Genomic DNA, 19,725 nt, shown 5'->3' on the forward strand with positions numbered 1-19,725 from the left:
TCGCAACGACAGGAGCGTGACCAGATGACCGACGCCCAGACGGCAAGCAGGTTCACCTCGACCGACTCCGAGGGCGCCGAGAGCTTCCAGAAGCCGCCCGAAGGATCCTGGACCGAATCCTTCGGACTCGACACCGGGGCGGTTTCGTTCGTGGACTCCTACGACCCGGAGTTCTACCGGCTGGAGAAGGACGCGGTGTTCAAGCGCTCCTGGCTACACGTCGGACGGGTGGAGGAGCTGTCTGGCAAGGGCAGCTGCTTCACCCGGGAGTTGTCGTTCCTCGGGTGGTCCATCCTGGTTGTGCGTGGCATGGATGACCAGATCCGCGCTTTCCACAACATCTGCTCGCACCGCGGTAACAAGCTGGTCTGGGACGAGCATCCCAGGAAGGAGACCAAGGCCATCTGCCGGGCCCTGTCCTGCAAATACCACGGCTGGCGCTACGGCCTCGATGGCGGGATCAACCACGTTCACAACGCTGGGGAGTTCTTCGATCTCGACCCGGCGAAGCTCTCGCTCCCCAAGGTCAATCTCGAAGTGTGGGCCGGGTTCATCTTCGTCAACCTGGCCGAGGAGCCTGCTCAGAGTCTCCGCGACTTCCTCACCCCGGCGATCGCCAAGCTGGACACGTACCCGTTCCACAAGATGACACAGCGCTACGTCTTCGAGTCGACGATCAAGTCGAACTGGAAGCTTTTCATGGACGCGTTCCAGGAGGTGTATCACAACCCGTTCGTGCACGGAAAGCTCAACGACCCGAACCTGCCACAGACCGGCGTCGACAAGATCCCGACGATGGTTCCGTACTTCGCGGCGTACGGGAAGCATCGGCTGTTCACCTCCGGCGGCCCCTTGGCCAACGTGAAGGTCCGCAAAGCCCGGCCGGCCGATGCACTGTTCGGCGCCACCTTCTACGGACCACTCGACGTGCCGGACGTAGGGCCCCTCGGCGACGCGCTCAACCCCGGCGGCATCGAGAACTGGGGACTGGATTCCTGGAAGATCTATCCCAACTTCGACATCATCACGTGGGGCCGCAACTGGTACATCACCTACCAGTACTGGCCCGTCGACGAGAGCACCAACCGCTTCGTCTGGAGCGTCAACTTCGTCCCACCGCGCAACGCCCGTGAGCGGCTGGCACAGGAGCATTGCATGATCACCACACGCGAGTTCCTGACCCAGGACGCGAACACCCTCGAGGCCACGCAGCAGATGGTCGCCGCCGGGGTTCGAAACGACTACTACATCGGCGACCAGGAGGTTGCGGTCCGCCACTTCCACAAGGTAATCCAGGACGACGTCGAAGCGTACCGCCGCGAACTCCACGAGAAGGAAGCACGGGAGGCCAAGCGCTGATGAGCGAGACGAGACTGCCGGCCGAATTCGCGGACCTGCAACACTTTGCAGCACAGTGGGCGCTGCCGACCGGACCGCAGCGCTACCAGGCCAGGCTGTCCGCCTCCATGGCCGACATCCAGGCGTTCTACGACGCGGTGGCACGCCATGGCGAAGAGGCGCTGGCCCATCTCGAACAGTTCGACGACCTTCCCGGGATGCCCGACGATTCTCGCCACCTGATGTGGCTGCTCGCGTCGTTCAGCACGATCTCGTTCTGTGTCGACGTGTTCAAGCAGCCACAGATCCCGGACTCCAACGCCGCGACCCTGGACTGGGTTCTCGAGCCGGCGATGTGACGATCGTCATCACCGGGGCGACCGGAAACCTCGGCGCTCATACTGTCGGCGCACTTCTCGGCCGTGGCATCGACCCACACGAGATCGTTGCAGCGGGCCGGGACCGCGCACGGCTCGACCGCCTGTCGGCTCGAGGAGTGCGAACTGCACGTCTCGACTTCGACGATCCCTCGTCACTGCCGGCGGCCTTCGAGCTAGGCGATCGTGTCCTGCTCATCTCCGCCCCCGGCGGACCACGCCGAACAGAGCAGCACTGCAACGCTATTCGTGCAGCAGAAGCGGCAGACGTCAGGTTGCTCGCCTATACGAGCTGGGCCCACGCGGCCACCAGCACGATGATGCTGGCCGCCGATCATCGGACGAGCGAGCGGGCGCTCGCCGCAACCAGCACACCACACGCGGTGCTGCGATGCGCCGGATACTTCGAGGCAAGGACCACGATGATTCCGTTCTGGCGCTCGCTCGGCGAAGTGATCGGTGCGGGAGCACAGGGCAAGGTGAGCTCGGCGTCGCGGGAAGACCTGGCCGAGGCTGCCGCGGTGGTGCTCACGACTGCGGGCCACGAGGGCGCGGTGTACGAGTTGGCCAGCGAGCAGCCCTACACCCTTGCCGAATTCGCCGAAGAGCTCACTCACCAGACAGGCGAACATCTCCCCTACGTCGATCTGGAGGTCGCAGAGTTCTCGCGACGTCTGGTCGACGCGGGTATCGCGGCACGCCTCGCCGCCAACCTCGCCGACTACGATCGCGCTGCCGCTGCAGGCGAAGCCGTCGTCGGCACCGGCGACCTCCGTCGACTCGTCGGGCGGCCGCTCACCGAACTGCCAGAGGCGATCTCACGCACCCTCTCGACGTGACGCGACGGGCTGAGCGCCCCCGCCGATGGTCGCGGCCGCGGGTATCAAGAACCAATCGCACAACAGCCAGCTGAGCAGGTATCCCGACCGGCAGCGACGTTCGACTGCCGGCGCACCCGGCGAGGCACCTAATCTGCCATGGGGGCTGGGGAGTCCCACGCCTGTCTGAGGGGACCCATACCGCCACCGACCGGGTAGAACTGCCGCTGCGCATACAACTCGAGGCCGATACCGTGGCTCAACTCGTCGATGCAGGCTCGCTTGAAGTTCTGGGTGAACAGCATCCGGGTGTAGCGGGTCGCCATCGGCGGACGCTTGGCGATCTCGCGGGCCAACTCCCAGGCGCGATCCAGAACTCGGTCCTTCGGCAATACCTCGGCCACCGCGCCCCACTCCAGCGCCTGTTGTGCAGAAAGCGTGTGGCCCGTCAGCATGAGGTAGCGCGCCCGGTTGGGACCCACCACCAGCGGCCACGCGATGTGCTGACCATCGCCTGGGACCATGCCACGCGGGTAGTGCGGTGCATCTTGAAAACTGGCGTCTTCAGAAGCAAGGACGATGTCACACATCAACGGAATCTCGGAATGGATATTGCACGGACCGTTCACCGCCGCGATGATCGGCACCTCGATGTCGAGCAGGTTCATGATGAGCATCCGCCCATACCAGCCCCTCTCGTCCATGAACTCCACCGGCGGCTTGAATCCCGGTTCAACCTTCGGCCTGGCCGCATCGCCGGTCGAACCCTTCGCCAGAAACCCCCAGTCGGCGTTGTAGTTCTCACCGGTTCCGGTATGGATGACGACCTTGATGTCGCGGTCACCGGAAACATCGGCGAAAGCGTCAGCCATCCGGTCGTGCGACTCTGCATCCCAGACGAGAGGGCCGCCGTCGGTATGACACCGCATCAGCAGGATTCCCTCCTCGCTGAGCTCGAAGTGGAAATTCGAGTACCGGTCGCTGTATTCCTCGAACTGTGTACGTTTCGCCATCGTCCCCTCGTTGGGCCGTTTTGAATCCTGTTGTTAGACAGCGTGGAATGTCAGATGGAGCTCCTGCAGACCACGCACCTGGTATGTCGGCAGATACTCGAACCGACGAGCCCCCACCGGACCATGAATCGCCTCATCGATCTCGATCTCGTCGAGGCGATCGAGAAGGCGTTCGATGGCGAAACGCGCCTCGGCGCGTGCCAGGGCCGCGCCGGGGCAGACATGCGGACCGTAGCCGAAAGACCGGTGTTGGCGGGCGTTCTCGCGGTCCGGATCCAGCTCGTGCGGATTGTCGAAGTGTCGTGGATCCCGGCTGGCCGCTGCAGCGATCAGCATTACGGTCGAACCGGTCGGTATCTCCACCCCGCCGACAGCGGTGCCGTGCTTGGCGAGACGGAATGTTCCCTTGATCGGTCCCTCGAGTCGCAGCACCTCCTCGATGAAGTTGGGAATGAGGTCGCGCTCTGACCGGAGCCTCTTCTGCAGCTCGGAGTCTTCGGCGATCCGCAAGAAGGCGGATCCCAGAAGGTGCGCGGTCGTACCGCTGCCACCGATGAACAGTGCCGACGCAAGGTGCATCACATCATCGACCGAAGGCGTGGAGCCATCGGGGAACTTCGTCGTGGCGATCCGTGTCAGGACGTCTTCGCGTGGCTCGCGCCGACGGTCTTCGATGTAGCGGGTGAACCGATCATGTACGAAGTTGTGAGCGTCCTTACGGATCTCGCCCTTGATCGTTCCCAGCCCGCGATCTCGATGCTCACCCAGCATCTCGAACCGGAACTCGGGCCAGTCCTCTTCTGGAACACCGAGCAACGTACAGATGTTCATCAGCGCATAGGGAGCGCTGAACTCGTGCATGAGATCCACGACGCCGTTGCCGATGAACTTGTCGATCTCCTGGTCGGCCAGGCTCGCCATGGCGTCTTCGGTCTCGGCGACGCGTCTGGGCGTGAAGTGCTGGCGCACCAAACCCCGGTGCCGAGTGTGTTCCGGGGGGTCCATGGTCATGAGTGTCTTGTTCAGGGGCAACTCGCCTCGATGCTGGGCGATCAATTCCGTAGCGTCGTCGACTCCGTCGAGGGACACCGGAAACCCCGGGAACGGTCCGCTGGGAGCGATGCACGCCGAGAAGGACTCAGCATCGGCGAACCCCGTCGATGCCTCGTCGTAGCCGGTGATCATGAACACGTCATGGTGCGGTTCGCGCTGAACCGGACACTTGTTCCGCATGTAGTCGTAATACGGCTGAGGGTCGTTGACGAGTTCTTCGTCACGGAAATAGTCGACCGCGTCGAGATCGCGATTCATACCTTGTTCCTCCGTACGGGTGAAGCTGCCTGAGTTCGGGTGCGCCCTACGGCCTGGGCTCTCGAACGAACCGGACATAGGCAGAGCCGGAATCGGGGATCCTCGGCTGCTTGAAGATGTCCACCGCGAACGAAATCGTGGTGAGCGAGTAGAGCAGCCAGAGCAGGCGCCGCGCGCTCTCGGGCATGTCTTTCAGGTCGAACTGGTTGAGGTATTCCATCGCGATCGGCGCCCGCGGTACCAGCGCGTCGTAGAACGCCTGCATCTCGGCCATGTTGCTGGCCAGCCTCTTCTGGTACCGGTCGTGATCTTTCTCGATCGACCAGTCGGCGAATGGTTCCAGATCGGCGAATTCCGTCGGAAAGATGGCTGTTGCACTCGCAGTCATCGGATTACGCTCCCGCCGTCGCCGTTTCCCGCCGAGCCCAGTTCCGCTCGGTAGTCCGCCACGTCGTCGGTCACCACCTGGTGGAGGTGGCGAATCAGCACCTCTTGATCGTTGAGGTAGTAGTCACCACGGGCGTTCGTCTCGATCATGCGCTGCGTCGCCTCCAGCGTGTTCGCGTCCTGAATGGCGAACTCGCGCATAGTCGAGATCGTGTATTCCTGGGACAGCCGTTCGGTTGCGTCCCTCGGCGGTACGAAGTACGCGGAGAACACGAACTTGTGTTTGTTCACGTCGGTCGGCCAGTAGTGATAGGTGATGTACCAGTTGCGCGACCAGCACAGGATGACGAAATTCGGGTAGATCTGCCACGAATCCAGACCCCAGTTCGGCAATCTGGCCGGGTTGATGCCGTCACCGAGCGGGCCGATTTCCGGCACCGGGATAGGCCCGAAGAAGCCGCCCTTGAACAGTTCGTCGAGCGGCCGGGCACTTCTGACATTGGCGTTGGCATGCTGGCCACCCGAGGTGAACAACCGGTGCTTCCCGTACTTCCCGAAATACGGGATCATGAACGGGATCTTGTCCACACCGGTCGCCGGCCCGGTGGGATTGTTCAGCTTCCCGTGGACGTACGGAACGTGATAGACCTCCTGGAAGGCGTCCAGGAACAACTTCCAGTTCGCGTTGATGTCGGCTTCCATCACATAGGTCTGTGTCATCTTCTCGAACGGATAACTCTCGAGTTTGACCACATCGGGGGTCAGAAATTCCCGGAGCGTGTGGCGCGGCTGCTCCTCGAGGTTGATGAAGATGAAGCCCGCCCAGATCTCGAGGTTGACTTTGGGCAGAGCCAGACGTTCGGGGTCGAGCTCGAAGAACTCGGCGGCGTTGTGGACGTACTGAATTGATCCGTCCAACCCGTAGCGCCAGCCGTGGAACTTGCAGGAGATCGCCCGGCAGGTACCTCTCGTTTCCTCGCTGGGGTACTCATCCCACACCAGCTGATTACCACGATGAGAACAGACATTGTGGAAGGCTCGGATCTCGTTGTCCATGCCCCTGACGATCAACAGTGAAGCGTTGAGAAACCGCAGCTCTTTGGTGAAATAGCTACCACGCCGGGGCAACTCCTCGACCCGCCCGACGTTGAGCCACGAGCGCCGAAACACGGCTTCCTTCTCCAGCTCGTAGAATTCCGGCGAGAACGAGTCCTCGTAGGCGATCGGTCCCGTATCGAGGCCGAACTCTGCGGTCCAGCTTCCCGACGGCGGCTTTTCGAAGTTTTCGATGCCGGATGCCTCAGTCTCGGTCAGACCCGAGATTTGCGCCGATGTCATGGTCAATCGTTCCCTCTCGACAGTCGCATCGCTACGTCGCGATTTTCGTAAAATATATCAAATATATCGAATGATCAAGTGTGGCATTCGCGGATTCCGCGCTGCTCAGTCGGGATACTCGACGACGACCCGCTTGGTGATCGGGCGACCCTGACACGTCAGGATCCAGCCCTCGTCCAGCTCGTCCTGCATCAGCGCCTTGTTGGCCGCCATCCGCACCTCCCCCTCCTCGATGAGGGCCATACACGAGCCGCAATCCCCGGCTTCGCAGGAAAACGGCGGAGCAAGACCGGCGCGACGCGCCGTCTCGAGAATGCTCTCACCCGCCGTGTAAGGCTGACGGTAACGCCGCCCTCCGATAGTGATGACGACCTCTTCGGTCGGCTCACCCGAAGCCTGATCGCCCGACGTCATCGCGCCGGCGCTGCCTCGATCATCCACAGTTGTGACCTCGCTAGTACTCACTGATCAACCACTTTATATACTATATATTTATAATCCGGCAAGCTAACGCCCAGGGCCACGATGTCATCGTCGAAGGGTGCGGACCGCTCAGATCACCATCCCGCCGTTGACGGCGTAGACCTGGCCGGTGATGTATGCGGCGTCCTCGGTGCACAGGAAGGCGCACACTGCGGCAATCTCGTCGGCCGATCCCTTACGGCCGAGCGGGATTCGCATGGCGACGACGTCGTCGCTCGGAATGTTTCCGTCCGCCTGCGCGCTCCGGCTCATGGGAGTGTCGATGACCCCGGGTGGGACGGTGTTGACGGTAATGCCGCTGGGCCCCAGCTCACGAGCGAGAGCCTTCGTCAAGGCGATGACCCCGCCCTTCGCCGCCGAATAGTGCGCCATTCTGGCGGTCCCCCATTGCCCTGCCGCCGACGACACCGTGACGATGCGGCCCCATCCGGCGTCGAGCATGCCGGGAATCACGCCTTGGATACAGAGAAACGTGCCAGTCAAGTTGACGTCGATGACCTTGCGCCACGCGTCCAGATCGATGTCGACGCAGGCCTCGTACGGCGCGATCCCTGCACTGGCCACCAGAACGGTGGGTGTGCCCAGCTCACGGCGCACCGTGTCGAGGGCAGCGTCGACCGAACCCTTTTCCGCAACGTCGACCTCCACGCCGACAGACCGAGCGCCGCTTGCCGACAGTTCCGCCGCCGTCTTCGCAGCCAACTCCGCCTGCAGATCGAGCACGGCGACGGCGTTTCCCGCCCTCGCCAGCCGCCGGCAGATCTCCAGGCCCATCCCGGATGCCCCGCCGGTGACAATCGCAACGCGGCTCATCACGCACCACTCCCATCAATGTTCATCAATCACGTTGCCGGCCAGCCACACACGGATGTGCAGCGGCGAAGTGCCGCCTGGTTGCAGCCAGACCGATGCTTTCCCCGCACGGGCGCCTATCCGCCCGGTCGCCCCACACCTGTACCGCCGAGGCGAATTGCGACGTTCTTGGTCTGCACGTAGTTCAACAGCGCTTCCTGTCCCTTCTCCCGACCGAAACCGGAACGCTTCGTACCGCCGAACGGCGTCTCGACACCACCGGCGAACCACTCGTTCACGAACACCTGTCCGGCGACCAGCCGCTCCGCAGACCAGTGCGCGAGCTGCAGATTGTTCGTGTGCACGCCCGCACACAGGCCGTATTCCGTGCCGTTCGCGAGTTCGATGGCCTCCTCGGGCTCGTCGAAGGGCTGCACGACCAGTACAGGTCCGAATACCTCGTTCTGCACGATTTCGGAATCGGCTGCCACGTCGGTGACCACCGTCGGATCCATGAAGTGACCCGACAGGTAGCCGACCCGCTTACCGCCGGTGAGCAGCGCGCTGCCCGACTGCGACGCTCTCTGCACGAAACCCTCGATCTTGGCGAGCTGCTGGGCGGAGATGACCGGTCCGAGGTCCGGACCCTCGATCGCAGGTCCGATCTCGAACTGGCTCACCCGTTCAACGAGCCTCTCCAGCACCTGATCCTGTATCGATCGGTGAACGACCAGCCGGGACGCGGCCGAACAGACCTGGCCAGCATGGGTGAAGATGCCCGCTGCCGTCGACGCCACGACCTGTGCGATGTCAGCGTCATCGAACACGACCGCCGCCGACTTGCCGCCGAGTTCCATCACACTCGGAATGACGCGCTCTGCGGCGGCGCGGAGAATGCTCTGGCCGGTGGCCACGCTTCCGACGAACACAATATGGTCGATATCGCCGTGCGCGACCAGCGCCGCGCCCGCCTCGTCGCCGTAGCCGCAGATGATGTTCACGACGCCATCAGGGACCCCCGCAAGGCTGCACGCCTTGGCGACGTAGGTACATGCAAGCGGCGACAACTCGGGTGTCTTGAGCACCACCGTGTTTCCGGTTGCTATCGCGCAGGCGATACCGCGCGCGGCAAGCTGCAGCGGGAAGTTCCACGGCACGATCTGCGCGGAAACGCCGAACGGCGCCCTGACCGTGTAGTCGACGAAATCGCGCCCCAGGGGGATCGACACGCCCTCGAGCTTGTCGGCCAGACCACCGTAGTAGGTCAGGTAGCGTACGGCGGCCAGCGGTTCATTGCGGGCGGACTGGATCGGCTTGCCGTTCTCCAGACAGTCGACAACGGCGATCTCCTCGGCCATCTCTCGCAAGTGACGGGCGATTTCGAACATCATTGCGCCGCGATCCGCGGGTTTCATGTCGACGAGCACACGGGATTCGAATGCTCGGCGCGCTGCCCCGACCGCCGCGTCGATGTCGGCAGGGCCGGCACGGGCGACATCGGCGAGATGCTCACCGGTCGAGGGGTCTTCAACGGGGATGAACTCTCCGGTGTCCGGCTCGGTCCAGCGCCCGTCGATGTAGTGCAGCCAGCGCTTCGGAATCGTCATGGCATCTATCGGCATCTCGGTGCCTTCCTCTGTCTCACCGCCCCAGCGGCGCACAGGAGCGCGGTGGGAACCGCCGTCCCGCTAACCTTCAAGATACAATATATTTAGTTTCTGGCGGGGGAAACCCGCAATCCGACGCGGACCCGGGGAACCGAGACGGCCTACATCAGCGCTACAGCCCCGCCGTTGACGAGCAGCGTCTGACCCGTGATGTAGGAAGCGTCCGGTGAGGCAAGGAAGACACACACCCCAGCGAGGTCATCCGGAACACCCGCACGGCCCAACGGGATCTGGTCGAGGACCTGCTGGGGCAGCATCGACGGATCCGGCAATGTCACCCCCGGGGCCGCGCAGTTGACCCGGATGCCGAGCGGGCCGAACTCGACGGCCAGAACCTTGGTCAACTGCGAGATCGCGGCCTTGGACGCATGGTAGTGCGCGCCCTGCCCCCGTGTGACCGTGATGCCGGCCTGCGAACCGATATTCACGATCGCCCCTCCGCCGGCCGCCTCCAGCCATGGCAGCGCCGCCCGGATGCAGAGGAACGCACCCCGCAGGTTCACGGCGATCACGCGATCCCACTCGTGGACCGCGATCTCCCGGAACGGCCTTCGGAACCAGATGCCCGCGTTGTTGACCAGCACGTCGATACGCCCGAACTCGGATCCGACCCGCTCGAACAACGACTCCACATCGTCTGCCACCGCCACGTCGGCCGTCTCGTATCGAACGCGGGGATCGACGTCGACCGGGGGCTTACGATCGGCCACGACCACGCGCGCACCGCTGGACGCGAACCGTGCCGCGATCGAGGCACCGATACCCTCGGCGCCCCCGGTGACCAGAACGATGCGATCGGTTGTCACCGCAGACCTCGCTCGCCGAATTCCTTGCTGAGGAGATGACCGGCGTTGGGGACCAGCGGAGCGCGACCGAGGGCGGTGAGCAGCTCGTAGGTGGTCGCCGTCGCGGCTGACAGCACCGGCAGACCGAGGCGCGCCTCCGTTTCGGGAACGGCCGCTAGCGACGGCATTTGCACGCAGGCCGACAATACGATTGCATCGCAGCCCGTTCGGTCGAGCCCGTTGGCGATCGCCGGGAGGTCACCGGGGTCGAGCCGCCCGACGGCGCAATTGTCCGCAATGCCGAGGCTGACAGCGTCGACCACCTCGAAACCGGCGTCGTCGATGTACTCACGCACCTTCTGGGTGAGTTCCGGCATGTACGGGGTGATCATCGAGATCCGTTGTGCGCCCATCGCGGCGAGGCCACGCACCAACGCGCCTGCACTCGAGACCACCGGTGCGTCGCACCCCGTACTTCGCGCGACGTCGGTCAATCGCTTCTCGGCAGCCTCGTGGGCACCCGGCCCCTGGGACATGATCGCCACCAGGCAGGCATAGGCGATGGCGTCGCACTGGGCGTCGGCAAGCTCCACCGCACACCGGTTGCTCTCGCGATCCATCTGCAGTAGCGCATCGGCGGTCACATGTTGCATCCGCATCCGGCTGGAGTGAAACGTGAAGCGTTCCTCGGGGATGAGTTCGGCACGGCGCGCGAACATCTCGGGGACTTCGGTCTCCATCGTCGTGTTCGAGCTGGGTACTATCAGGCCAAGCCGGGTGGGCACCATGTCGATCGAATTCCTCACAGTCGGTTGCAGAGCGTTGAGCGGTAGCTAGGTTTGTGGCTGCTCGCACCGCGGCTCGGGAACATAGCCCGTCATCGATGCCCTTCCTCGCGGTTGCTCGAACGAAGTTCCTCGGCAGTCGCCCCCGGCCTCGCCACACGCGACGGGATCGCCAAGGCAACCTTGGATTATTAATTATACTATATTATTCCGGTAGCGCCATGATGCGTCAGACTGACTTCAGCGATGCCAAAAACGAGCGATGCCAGAAACGAGCAAGGAGGCTTGTGGTGTTTCCGAACGGACTGCGGCTATCTACTCCGGTGACCTCTCTCGACGCGCGGGAGCAGTGATGTCACGAGACCGCGACCACACCGAATGGGACACCGAATGGGACTACGTGATCGTCGGCGGCGGATCGGCCGGCTGCGTGCTCGCCAGCAGGTTGTCCGAAGATGCCTCGAAAACCGTGCTGCTCGTCGAGGCCGGCGGTTGGGATGGACACCCGCTGATCCGGATCCCGGCAGCACTGGCGATGATGCCGGAGAAGTTCGACTGGCGATTCCCCGGTAAGCCCGACGCTTCGCGCAACGGCCTGCCAGACGACTGGTCGGCGGGGCGGGTGCTCGGCGGCGGTAGTTCGATCAACATGATGTGCTGGGTACGGGGGGAGCGCTCCGACTTCGACGAGTGGCGCGATCTCGGCTGTCCCGGGTGGGGCTATGCCGACGTGTTGCCCTACTTCCAGCGCGCCGAGACGTTCGCCGGCGGGCCGAGCCCGCTGCGCGGAAGCGCCGGGCCGGTCGATGTGACGCCGGTCAAGATGAAGCTCGAAGCCCTCGATGATTTCCTCCAGGCGGCCGAGGAAGCAGGCTACCGGCTGAACCCCGACTACAACGGCGAACGCCAGCAAGGGGTTTCGCTGGCGCAGGTAAACCAGCGACGGGGATTTCGCTGCAACACCTCACGGGCGTATCTGGCGCCGATTCGCCGACGCCCCAATCTGACCATCCGCACCGGCGCGCTGGTCACCCGTGTCCTCATCGACGGGAAACGCGCCACCGGCGTGGAGTACGAGCACCGCGGGCGCCGATGGGAGGCGCGGGCCGCGGCCGAGGTGATCGTGAGCGCGGGCGCGCTGACATCTCCCAAGCTGCTCATGCTGTCCGGCATCGGCCCTGCCGACCATCTGCGGACGCATGGCATCGACGTCCGCGTAGACCACCCCGCTGTCGGAACCAACCTGCAGGAGCACCCCTATGCCTTGATGCGCTACCACACGACGGCCCGAACTCTTCGTGACGAGTTGAGGCCACTGCGGGCAGCTCGGCACGGGCTGGACTTCCTCCTACGCGGCGCGGGGGCGCTGACGATGTCTGGCGCCGCGGCGATCGTCTTCGCGCCGATCACGGGCGAGCGGCCTACCGAAACCGAGATCATCCTGATGCCGGTCGGCCTGCAGTTCGGTTCGCTCGAAGGGCAGGAGGACACCCACGACATCCACGATGTGAAGCTCGTTTCGAACCGCGTGATGGTCTACCCCAGCGTGGTGCACCCAACCGGTCGGGGCACCGTCCGCTTGGCATCGAGCGATCCGACGGCTCCGCCGGCCATCGATCACTCGCTGGTCAGCGGCGATGACATGACCAACCTGATCGCAGCGTGCCGCCAGGCTCGAGAGATCTTCCGGACGCCGAAGATGAAGGAAAGCAAGGTCGCCGAGGACCTTCCCGGTGACGATGTCGAGACCGATGAGCAATGGGCGCAGTTCCTGCGCAAGCATGCCTTCCGCCCCTACCACCCGGTCGGGACTTGCCGGATGGGGTCGGACAGCGGCGCGGTGCTGGACCCTGAGCTACGGGTTCGAGGCATCGAGGGCCTGCGAGTGGTCGACGCATCGGCGTTCCCTCGCATCACCAGTGGGAACACGAACGCGCCGGTGATCATGGTGGCCGAGCGCGCCGCCGACCTGATCCTGGGCAAACCCCCGCTGTAGGGGTTCCACGCGCCGTCAGGCTGGCGCACCAGACGCGGCAACAACCCCTCCATGCGAGGCGACGGCCATCGAGGCCGAGCGCGCCGCCGACCTGGTTCCGGGTCGACGCCCGCTACAGGGGTGTCACCCCGCCGTCGGGCTGGCGCACCAGACTCGGCACCAGTCCCTCCATCTGCGCGATGATCTGCAATGCGAGGATGTCGCTGGATTTTCGCGAGTCCACGATTCCGCCGTTGATCAGCCAAAGATGAGGCTGTGCGGTTGGACGGCTCATCGTGCGGTACTCGCCGTTCTCGGCGACGCCGATGCAGCGGCCGACCTTCTCGGCGACGTCGGCACCGAACAGGGCCGCGATGTCCTCGGACAGATCGTGGAACCCCGTACACAGCACGACAGCATCGAACGGCTCGACACTACCGTCGGTCAACAGGACACCCTGCGGCACAAAGCGTTCGACGCGGTGGAAGTCGAGCATCCCGATCTTGCCCTCGACGATCGCTTCCGATGCGCCGACGTTGAGGTAGTAGCCCTTGACATCCCGGAACAACTTCATCGTCCACCCGGTTTCGTCGTCACCGATGGTGAGCCGTTGTCCTGCTTTCCTCAGGCCGGAGTGCAGTTCGGCATGTGACGATTCCGATGCCGACGTGTAGGCCCGGGCACGCGCGATCATCATCGGGAGGTTCATCGAACTGCGCAGTTGGTCGGCTTCGTCCACCGGCACCCTGCCGTAGTCCGCGCTGAACTTCACGACCTCCTCGATGTTGACGACACAGCTGGGACCACGCTGGGCCATCGTCGGCACCGCACCCTTGTGGTAGAGGTCGAGACAGATGTCGTGACCGGTGGTCGAGGCACCCACGACCATCACCCGTTTGCCCCGGTAGGCGGCACCGCTCCGGAAGGCCGACGAGTGCAGCACTTCGCCGTCGAACTCGTCGAGCCCGGGCAGATCCGGAACCATCGGCGTGCCGCCGGCGCCACCCACCGCCAGCACCACGTGCTTGGGGTGCATGGTCCGCTCCGACCCGTCGGCCAAGCGCAGCGACACCTCCCACCGCCGGACCGCCTCGTCGAACGACGCGCTGAGCACCTCGGTCGAACCCCAGAAATTGAGATTCATCAACGATGCATAGCAGTCGAGCCAGTCCGCCCAACGATCCTTCGGAAGGAACATCGGCCAGTCGGCCGGCAACGGAACATAGGGCAGATCGTTCATCCATGTCGGCGTGTGCAGGGCCAGCGACTCATAGCGATTGCGCCACGTGTCACCCGGTTTCGCATTCTTCTCGACGATGAGATACGAAGCCCCCTTGCGCTCGAAGCGAGCGCCGACACAGAGCCCGGAGTGGCTGCCACCGATGATCAGGACATCGGGGTCGCGGGTGGAGAAGTCCGATTTCGCGGCACTCCACTCCCCCCAGGTCTGGCCCGGATAGGCCGGGTCATATCCCTGGCGCGGATGACGACCCACGGGTTCGGGAGCACAGTCCAGCGCTACCAGGCCGGTGGCAATCATCCAGCCGCGCATGCCGAAGGGAGCCGAAACATCAGGAAGCAGGCGAGCAAAGCCCTTCCCGGTGCCGACGGCCGTGTCGAACGCGAAGAATACCTCGACAACCGTTCTTCCGAGGAACTCGGCCGTTCGCGGCGCTGAGCGCTCGGCGTCGAGACGCAGGTTGCTGAATCCTGCCGGCTGGGCATGCTCGAACATCGCAGATCGAACCGCTTCTCTACCCCAGAACTGGCGGGTATCCCACGTCAGCGCCACCATGTCGCGCCAATAGGACTCTTCCTGGAGGAGATCATCGAAAGCATCCTGCTCGCCGGCGCCGAGCACCTGTTCCAGAGCGCTGAGCCAACCCAGCGCCTCGTCCGTCACCACCATGTCCTGCTTCGCGTTCAAGACCGACATCAGGCCCCTCTCACCGGTCGTCTTCAAACATTGACGACGAATATTCTACGTCGACGTTGATGATATTAGATTATATTTTCGCGAGCCGCCAGAACTCACCGGCGCCCACGGTCGCGGCATTGGGCCATCATTGGGTAGATCCGCGACGGGCGCGCCTTGTGGCCATCCGTGTATTTATGGATATAATATTTTAATGATGACAGCTGCCGAGAACCCCCGGACCGACGCCGGATTCCAGGTACTCAGGAGCTACGGGCCAACAGCACTGCGTTCAGATCATGCCGAGCGCCTCGGCGAACCAGGGGCGTTTCCCTTCACCCGCGGCAACTTCCCCGGCGGATATCGAGACCGCCTGTGGACCTTTCGGCAGTACTCAGGTTTCGGCACCCCTGAGTGGTCGAACGAGCGCTACAAACTCCTGCTCAAGGAGGGTGGCACCGGCCTCTCGGTGGCAGCCGATCTACCGACCCAAATCGGCTACGACTCCGACAATCCGGACGTCGAGGAAGAAGTCGGCCGCGTCGGGGTCGCGCTCGACTCACTCGCCGATGCCGAGATCCTGTTCCGTGACATACCGCTCGATCGCATCTCGACATCGTGGACGGTCAACGGTACCGCCGCGATCATGCTGGCGTTCTACGTCGCAGTCGGGGCAAAGCAGGGCGTACCGCGGGCGAAGCTGCGCGGAACGATGCAGAACGACATCCTCAAGGAGTACGTCGCACGGGGAACCTGGATCTGGCCACCGACTCCTTCGATCCGCCTCATCGGTGACACCATCGAGTTCTGCGCCGCAGAGGTCCCGCGATACAACGCGGTGTCCGTCGCGGGCGCCCACTTCCGGGACGCCGGAGCGAACGCCGCCCAGGAGATGGCATTCACCTTGCAGGATGCGGTGACCTACTGCGACGAGATCGTCGCTCGCGGATCCATGACGATCGACCAGTTCGCCCCGCAGGTCTCGTTCTTCTTCTACACACACAACGACTTCTTCGAAGAAGTGGCGAAGTACCGTGCCGGCCGTCGCCGCTGGGCCCACATAGTCCGGGAGCGGTACGGCGCCATGAATCCATCGTCATCGATGTTTCGTGTCGGTGTCGTGTGCGGCGGTTGGACCTTGCAGGCCCGGCAGCCGCAGAACAACATCGTCCGCGTCGCCTATCAAGCGATGGCGTCGGTACTCGGAGGCGCGCAGTCGATGTTCACTGCCGCCTGGGACGAGCCATTCGCCCTGCCAACGGAGGAGAGCACCACACTCGCGTTGCGCACACAGCAGATTCTCGCCCATGAGACTGGTGTGGCTCGCACCGTTGATCCGTTGGGTGGTTCGTACTTCGTCGAATCCCTCACCGACACAATGGAAGACCGACTGGTCGAGATCATGGCGGACCTCGAGTCACATGGCGGGATGGTTCGGTGCATCGAAGACGGGTACGTGCAGCGACTCATCGCCGACGAGTCCTACGCCGTACAGCAGCAGATCGACAGTGGCGAACGCGTGATCGTTGGCGTGAACAAGTATCGGACCGAAGAAGCCGCTCCGTCGGTCGAGCCACCGCTGATGTCCGACGAGGCCCGCAAGCTTCAGCTCGATCGGCTCGCCGAGGTCCGGCGGACACGCAGTACCCGTGCTGTGCTGACCTCCCTGGCCGAACTTCGCAAGGCTGCACAAGGAGGCACGAACCTGATGCCACATCTGATCGACTGTGTCGAGTCCTACTGCACCGTAGGCGAGATCACCAGCGAGCTCAAGGACGTCTGGGGCGAGTACCAGCCGTCGACGGTGTTCTGATGGCCACGCCCGCAAGAGTACTGGTGGCCAAGCCTGGCCTGGATGGCCACGACCGCGGTGCAAAGCTCGTCGCGCGCGCACTACGAGACGCCGGATTCGAGGTGATCTATACCGGCATTCGACAGACGCCCGAGATGATCTCGGCAATAGCCGTACAAGAGGACGTCGACATCGTCGGGCTGTCGATCCTCTCGGGCGCTCATATCGGCATAGGCCACAAGATGATCGAGGCGCTCCGCCGGCGCGATGGCGGTGACATCCGGGTGGTGATAGGGGGTACCATTCCGCAGTCCGACGTCCAGGAATTACTGGACGCGGGCGTGTGCGCGGTGTTCCCCACCGGGACACCGATCGAAGAACTGGTCGACGAGATCCGACGGCTCACGACCGAGGTCGGGCCCGGCACCGCTGGCGCCGCGAGGACACGGACAACACCAGCGGGCTAGCCCTTGTTACGCCGAGCCTGCTGGGCGGTCTCCGCCATTTCCCAATGGACATCGGCAACCCAGGTCGTGGCAAACCAAGCTGTGGCAGCTGCGGCGAGATCGGGGCGCGCGGACGGAGTCACAGCGCGCTGAGTTGCCTTGATTCCCACCAGTGCGTCACGCGGCGCGCTCGCGATACTCGTCGCAAGACGCCGCCACGCGGCGGGGAACTCGCAGCGCGGAACGACCATGTCGAACAGACCCAGCTGCCACGCCTCGGACGCCGAAACCGCCTGCCCGGTAGTCATCATGAGCAGCGAACGGCCGCCACCCACGAGCGCTGATAGACGCTCGACGCCGCCCCAGGCCGGCATGATCCCGAGTGCCACCTGGTTGAAGGCACACTTCACGTCGTCGGCAGCAATGCGGATGTCGCAGGCCACCGCCACCTCGGCGCCACCACCGAAGGCCGAGCCGTTCACCGCCGCCACGACCGGTATCGGCAACGACGCCAAGTCGTCGAGCACCGAACGCATGGTCATGGCCATCGCCACGGCGTCGTCAGATGATCGGATCGTCGACAGTTCCTTGAGATCACCACCCGACACAAAGGCTCGGTCGCCCGCACCGGTGAGCACCAGCACGTGGGCATCTGATTCACCCACCTGGCGAACAGCGTCCGCCAAGCCGCGCATCGTCTCCTGCCCGATCGCATTCCGCGCCGCAGGTCGGTCGATCGTCACTACAGCGACACGACCCTCGAGTTCCAGTCGCACGCCTCCTCGAGGCTCGACGCCGGTCACGTCAAAGTCTTCCTTCTTCAGATCGCCTGAATGGTTCGGGACTACTTACTGCCGTGCGTTACTGCCGAGACTCACCCGCCAGGTCGATCGACACGGATCTTCTCGTACGGTCCGGGACTGGTGACGGCCACGTACGAGGCCCGCTTGTCGCCGGTATTGCGAATTCCGTGTGGGACGCCAGCGGGAACCATGATGGCGTCGCCGGCGCGGGTGATCATCGGGGTCTCGTCGCCCAGGGTGTACTCACACTCGCCTTCGATGACGATGTGCAGGTGCTCGGTGGTGGGATGCATGTGATAGTCGTTCGCCTGACCTGGTTCCAGGTTCCACACCACGACACCGAGCTGGGCTGAATAGCCGAGCACGACCGTCGGCATCTCGTCGTCGAACTGCTGGAGCTTCGACAGCGGGAAGACCAGGCTCGGCAGGTTGTTGGAGTCGATCGTGCCGAAAAAGTCGAGGACAACCTTCTCGTCGTCGGGAAGCTTCGAGGTATCTGGTGTAGCGGCCATGGATTCGCTCCCTTTGCAGTTGTCGGTTGATTGTCAGCTCGCGCCCGACGAGTACTTCTCGACCAGTTGCGCCCAACGGCGGCCGCACTCACGGGCTCCCTGGGCGTACTCGTCCGGCACGACGTCATACGGGGGCCGGATCGGGCCGGCATTGCAGTACCCGGCTTCGTTGAACCGGATCTTCTCCAGCTGAAGGTTGAACTGTGAGAACGCCTCGAGGTCACCGTTCGGAATGAACGTCTCGTTGGCCCAGAAGATGTCCTTGGCGATCTCTCCTGCCTTGTCGAAGTCCTTGGCCTCGATCGCATCCATCAGCGCCACACAGGGATGCGGGCCCATGCACGCGGCGGTGGCCCACAGCGCGGTCATCGCATCCGGCGCCTGCTGGGCGAACATCAAGGCCATCATGTCGATCGGCAGGAAGTTGATCTTGTTGCCGGCCGCTTCGACGCACTCGAGATAGCCCACCGGGCTGGCGAACTTGGCGCTGGTCACCGTCGGCGCCGCCTGCGTGACCGCGCTCCAGAACGACGGCGCGAAGTCGAACCTGAATGCATATTTGTTGGCGTAGACCATGATCGCCAGGTCCGGGAACGCCTCGGAGATCGATGCGTAGTAGTTGACCGCCTGCGCCTCACTGCAGGCCTGCCACATCGGCAACCCAAGCATCGTGCCATCGGCCCCGCGGTCCTGCAGGAACCGCATCCGCTGCACCGTGCTGTGCGTGCCCAGCGTCGTCGCCCCGACAAAGGCGGGCACCCGCTTGTCGACCGTTGCCAAGAAGCAGTCCGTGAACGCCTCGAACTCGGACTCGGTGAGGGTCGCACACTCCCCGGTGGTCCCCAAGGCCAGCAACCCGCTGCACCCGTCAGCGATCAACTGCTCGGTCAGGCGCGCGGTTTCGTCCAGATCCACGGTATCGGTCGCATCCCAACGATCCGCACCCGGTGTGGCCGGCGTCGCCAAGATCCCATACACACCTGTGAAGTCCCGCGCGGTCAGCATCGACCCTCCTCTAGCTTGCTGAACAACCAACGTCTTTCCAGACGACCGCTGCCCTGTCGGTAGGGCGCTTGCCTACCGAGTCACCACCGAGGGCGGGCAAGAAAGGCAACGTACTCGCGGTCCTTGCACGCGGCCGTCACCGTGCCGCTCGCGACAGCTCACGTCATTCCCATATCGAGAATT

General features: G+C 63.8%; 19 protein-coding genes. 6 read left to right on the plus strand and 13 right to left on the minus strand.

Annotation, left to right across the window (positions count from 1 at the left end; translation table 11 throughout):
- The first annotated feature begins 24 nt into the window (after positions 1 to 24).
- The 3 genes from ACXAID_RS02490 to ACXAID_RS02500 are packed head-to-tail and all read left to right on the plus strand — an operon-like array spanning position 25 to position 2,554.
- Positions 25 to 1,359 carry an aromatic ring-hydroxylating oxygenase subunit alpha gene (locus tag ACXAID_RS02490; RefSeq protein WP_475020595.1) on the plus strand — a complete coding sequence of 445 codons (1,335 nt, stop codon included), beginning with the start codon at positions 25 to 27 and terminating at the stop codon, positions 1,357 to 1,359.
- Positions 1,359 to 1,697, plus strand: a complete 339-nt coding sequence (locus tag ACXAID_RS02495) for a hypothetical protein (protein ID WP_475020596.1) — start codon at positions 1,359 to 1,361, stop codon at positions 1,695 to 1,697. The genes ACXAID_RS02490 and ACXAID_RS02495 overlap by 1 nt, the downstream gene beginning before the upstream one ends.
- Positions 1,694 to 2,554 (plus strand): NAD(P)H-binding protein, encoded by an 861-nt coding sequence (locus ACXAID_RS02500; protein ID WP_475020597.1) that lies wholly within the window; start codon positions 1,694 to 1,696, stop codon positions 2,552 to 2,554. The genes ACXAID_RS02495 and ACXAID_RS02500 overlap by 4 nt, the downstream gene beginning before the upstream one ends.
- 128 nt (positions 2,555 to 2,682) lie before the next feature.
- Here the strand turns inward: ACXAID_RS02500 and ACXAID_RS02505 are convergent, their stop codons facing one another.
- The 9 genes from ACXAID_RS02505 to ACXAID_RS02545 all read right to left on the minus strand — a co-directional run bounded on the left by ACXAID_RS02505 (position 2,683) and on the right by ACXAID_RS02545 (position 11,097).
- Complete coding sequence (locus ACXAID_RS02505) at positions 2,683 to 3,546, minus strand: enoyl-CoA hydratase/isomerase family protein (protein ID WP_475020598.1); 864 nt, start codon at positions 3,544 to 3,546, stop codon at positions 2,683 to 2,685.
- 33 nt (positions 3,547 to 3,579) lie between these two features.
- Positions 3,580 to 4,857: a cytochrome P450 gene (locus ACXAID_RS02510; RefSeq protein ID WP_475020630.1), complete on the minus strand. Its 1,278-nt coding sequence runs from the start codon at positions 4,855 to 4,857 to the stop codon at positions 3,580 to 3,582.
- A gap of 46 nt (positions 4,858 to 4,903) precedes the next feature.
- Positions 4,904 to 5,245: a hypothetical protein gene (locus tag ACXAID_RS02515; protein WP_475020599.1), complete on the minus strand. Its 342-nt coding sequence runs from the start codon at positions 5,243 to 5,245 to the stop codon at positions 4,904 to 4,906.
- Positions 5,242 to 6,582, minus strand: a complete 1,341-nt coding sequence (locus ACXAID_RS02520) for an aromatic ring-hydroxylating oxygenase subunit alpha (protein ID WP_475020600.1) — start codon at positions 6,580 to 6,582, stop codon at positions 5,242 to 5,244. Before ACXAID_RS02520 ends, ACXAID_RS02515 begins: the two co-directional genes overlap by 4 nt.
- Positions 6,583 to 6,687: 105 nt before the next feature.
- Positions 6,688 to 7,023: a 2Fe-2S iron-sulfur cluster-binding protein gene (locus ACXAID_RS02525; RefSeq protein ID WP_475020601.1), complete on the minus strand. Its 336-nt coding sequence runs from the start codon at positions 7,021 to 7,023 to the stop codon at positions 6,688 to 6,690.
- 111 nt (positions 7,024 to 7,134) lie between these two features.
- Entirely contained in the window at positions 7,135 to 7,878 is a 744-nt protein-coding gene (locus ACXAID_RS02530) for an SDR family NAD(P)-dependent oxidoreductase (RefSeq protein WP_475020602.1), read from the minus strand.
- Positions 7,879 to 7,994: 116 nt separating this feature from the next.
- A complete protein-coding gene (locus ACXAID_RS02535; protein ID WP_475020603.1) occupies positions 7,995 to 9,464 on the minus strand; it encodes an aldehyde dehydrogenase family protein in 1,470 nt (489 codons plus the stop codon).
- A 161-nt stretch (positions 9,465 to 9,625) separates the two neighbouring features.
- Positions 9,626 to 10,330 (minus strand): SDR family NAD(P)-dependent oxidoreductase, encoded by a 705-nt coding sequence (locus ACXAID_RS02540; RefSeq protein WP_475020604.1) that lies wholly within the window; start codon positions 10,328 to 10,330, stop codon positions 9,626 to 9,628.
- Positions 10,327 to 11,097 (minus strand): maleate cis-trans isomerase family protein, encoded by a 771-nt coding sequence (locus ACXAID_RS02545; RefSeq protein ID WP_475020631.1) that lies wholly within the window; start codon positions 11,095 to 11,097, stop codon positions 10,327 to 10,329. The genes ACXAID_RS02540 and ACXAID_RS02545 overlap by 4 nt, the downstream gene beginning before the upstream one ends.
- 397 nt (positions 11,098 to 11,494) lie before the next feature.
- Between ACXAID_RS02545 and ACXAID_RS02550 the strand changes: the two genes are divergently transcribed.
- Positions 11,495 to 13,090 (plus strand): GMC family oxidoreductase, encoded by a 1,596-nt coding sequence (locus ACXAID_RS02550; protein WP_475020605.1) that lies wholly within the window; start codon positions 11,495 to 11,497, stop codon positions 13,088 to 13,090.
- A 112-nt stretch (positions 13,091 to 13,202) separates the two neighbouring features.
- On the opposite strand, the gene ACXAID_RS02555 is transcribed toward ACXAID_RS02550, so the two are convergent.
- On the minus strand, positions 13,203 to 15,005 hold the full coding sequence (locus ACXAID_RS02555; RefSeq protein WP_475020606.1) for a flavin-containing monooxygenase: 1,803 nt from the start codon (positions 15,003 to 15,005) through the stop codon (positions 13,203 to 13,205).
- A 193-nt stretch (positions 15,006 to 15,198) separates the two neighbouring features.
- Between ACXAID_RS02555 and ACXAID_RS02560 the strand changes: the two genes are divergently transcribed.
- Together ACXAID_RS02560 and ACXAID_RS02565 are read left to right on the plus strand one after the other, a co-directional pair.
- A complete protein-coding gene (locus ACXAID_RS02560; protein WP_475020607.1) occupies positions 15,199 to 16,797 on the plus strand; it encodes an acyl-CoA mutase large subunit family protein in 1,599 nt (532 codons plus the stop codon).
- On the plus strand, positions 16,797 to 17,243 hold the full coding sequence (locus ACXAID_RS02565) for a cobalamin B12-binding domain-containing protein (RefSeq protein WP_475020608.1): 447 nt from the start codon (positions 16,797 to 16,799) through the stop codon (positions 17,241 to 17,243). The genes ACXAID_RS02560 and ACXAID_RS02565 overlap by 1 nt, the downstream gene beginning before the upstream one ends.
- On the opposite strand, the gene ACXAID_RS02570 is transcribed toward ACXAID_RS02565, so the two are convergent.
- The 3 genes from ACXAID_RS02570 to ACXAID_RS02580 form a co-directional block, all read right to left on the minus strand.
- Entirely contained in the window at positions 17,240 to 18,025 is a 786-nt protein-coding gene (locus ACXAID_RS02570) for an enoyl-CoA hydratase/isomerase family protein (protein ID WP_475020609.1), read from the minus strand. The genes ACXAID_RS02565 and ACXAID_RS02570 overlap by 4 nt on opposite strands.
- Positions 18,026 to 18,096: 71 nt before the next feature.
- Positions 18,097 to 18,537 (minus strand): cupin domain-containing protein, encoded by a 441-nt coding sequence (locus ACXAID_RS02575; RefSeq protein ID WP_475020610.1) that lies wholly within the window; start codon positions 18,535 to 18,537, stop codon positions 18,097 to 18,099.
- 33 nt (positions 18,538 to 18,570) lie between these two features.
- Positions 18,571 to 19,542 (minus strand): dihydrodipicolinate synthase family protein, encoded by a 972-nt coding sequence (locus tag ACXAID_RS02580; protein ID WP_475020611.1) that lies wholly within the window; start codon positions 19,540 to 19,542, stop codon positions 18,571 to 18,573.
- Positions 19,543 to 19,725 lie beyond the last annotated feature (183 nt).

Source organism: Mycobacterium sp. ABE4_509 (assembly GCF_056160785.1).

Excerpts from the sequence above, each read along its gene's own strand:
- ACXAID_RS02565 (WP_475020608.1), top strand. The coding sequence starts at position 16,797 with ATGGCCACGCCCGCAAGAGTACTGGTGGCCAAGCCTGGCCTGGATGGC.
- ACXAID_RS02520 (WP_475020600.1), bottom strand. The coding sequence starts at position 6,582 with ATGACATCGGCGCAAATCTCGGGTCTGACCGAGACTGAGGCATCCGGC.
- ACXAID_RS02515 (WP_475020599.1), bottom strand. The coding sequence starts at position 5,245 with ATGACTGCGAGTGCAACAGCCATCTTTCCGACGGAATTCGCCGATCTG.
- ACXAID_RS02560 (WP_475020607.1), top strand. The coding sequence starts at position 15,199 with ATGATGACAGCTGCCGAGAACCCCCGGACCGACGCCGGATTCCAGGTA.
- ACXAID_RS02490 (WP_475020595.1), top strand. The coding sequence starts at position 25 with ATGACCGACGCCCAGACGGCAAGCAGGTTCACCTCGACCGACTCCGAG.
- ACXAID_RS02555 (WP_475020606.1), bottom strand. The coding sequence starts at position 15,005 with ATGTCGGTCTTGAACGCGAAGCAGGACATGGTGGTGACGGACGAGGCG.
- ACXAID_RS02505 (WP_475020598.1), bottom strand. The coding sequence starts at position 3,546 with ATGGCGAAACGTACACAGTTCGAGGAATACAGCGACCGGTACTCGAAT.
- ACXAID_RS02575 (WP_475020610.1), bottom strand. The coding sequence starts at position 18,537 with ATGGCCGCTACACCAGATACCTCGAAGCTTCCCGACGACGAGAAGGTT.
- ACXAID_RS02535 (WP_475020603.1), bottom strand. The coding sequence starts at position 9,464 with ATGACGATTCCGAAGCGCTGGCTGCACTACATCGACGGGCGCTGGACC.
- ACXAID_RS02530 (WP_475020602.1), bottom strand. The coding sequence starts at position 7,878 with ATGAGCCGCGTTGCGATTGTCACCGGCGGGGCATCCGGGATGGGCCTG.
- ACXAID_RS02510 (WP_475020630.1), bottom strand. The coding sequence starts at position 4,857 with ATGAATCGCGATCTCGACGCGGTCGACTATTTCCGTGACGAAGAACTC.
- ACXAID_RS02580 (WP_475020611.1), bottom strand. The coding sequence starts at position 19,542 with ATGCTGACCGCGCGGGACTTCACAGGTGTGTATGGGATCTTGGCGACG.
- ACXAID_RS02495 (WP_475020596.1), top strand. The coding sequence starts at position 1,359 with ATGAGCGAGACGAGACTGCCGGCCGAATTCGCGGACCTGCAACACTTT.
- ACXAID_RS02545 (WP_475020631.1), bottom strand. The coding sequence starts at position 11,097 with ATGGTGCCCACCCGGCTTGGCCTGATAGTACCCAGCTCGAACACGACG.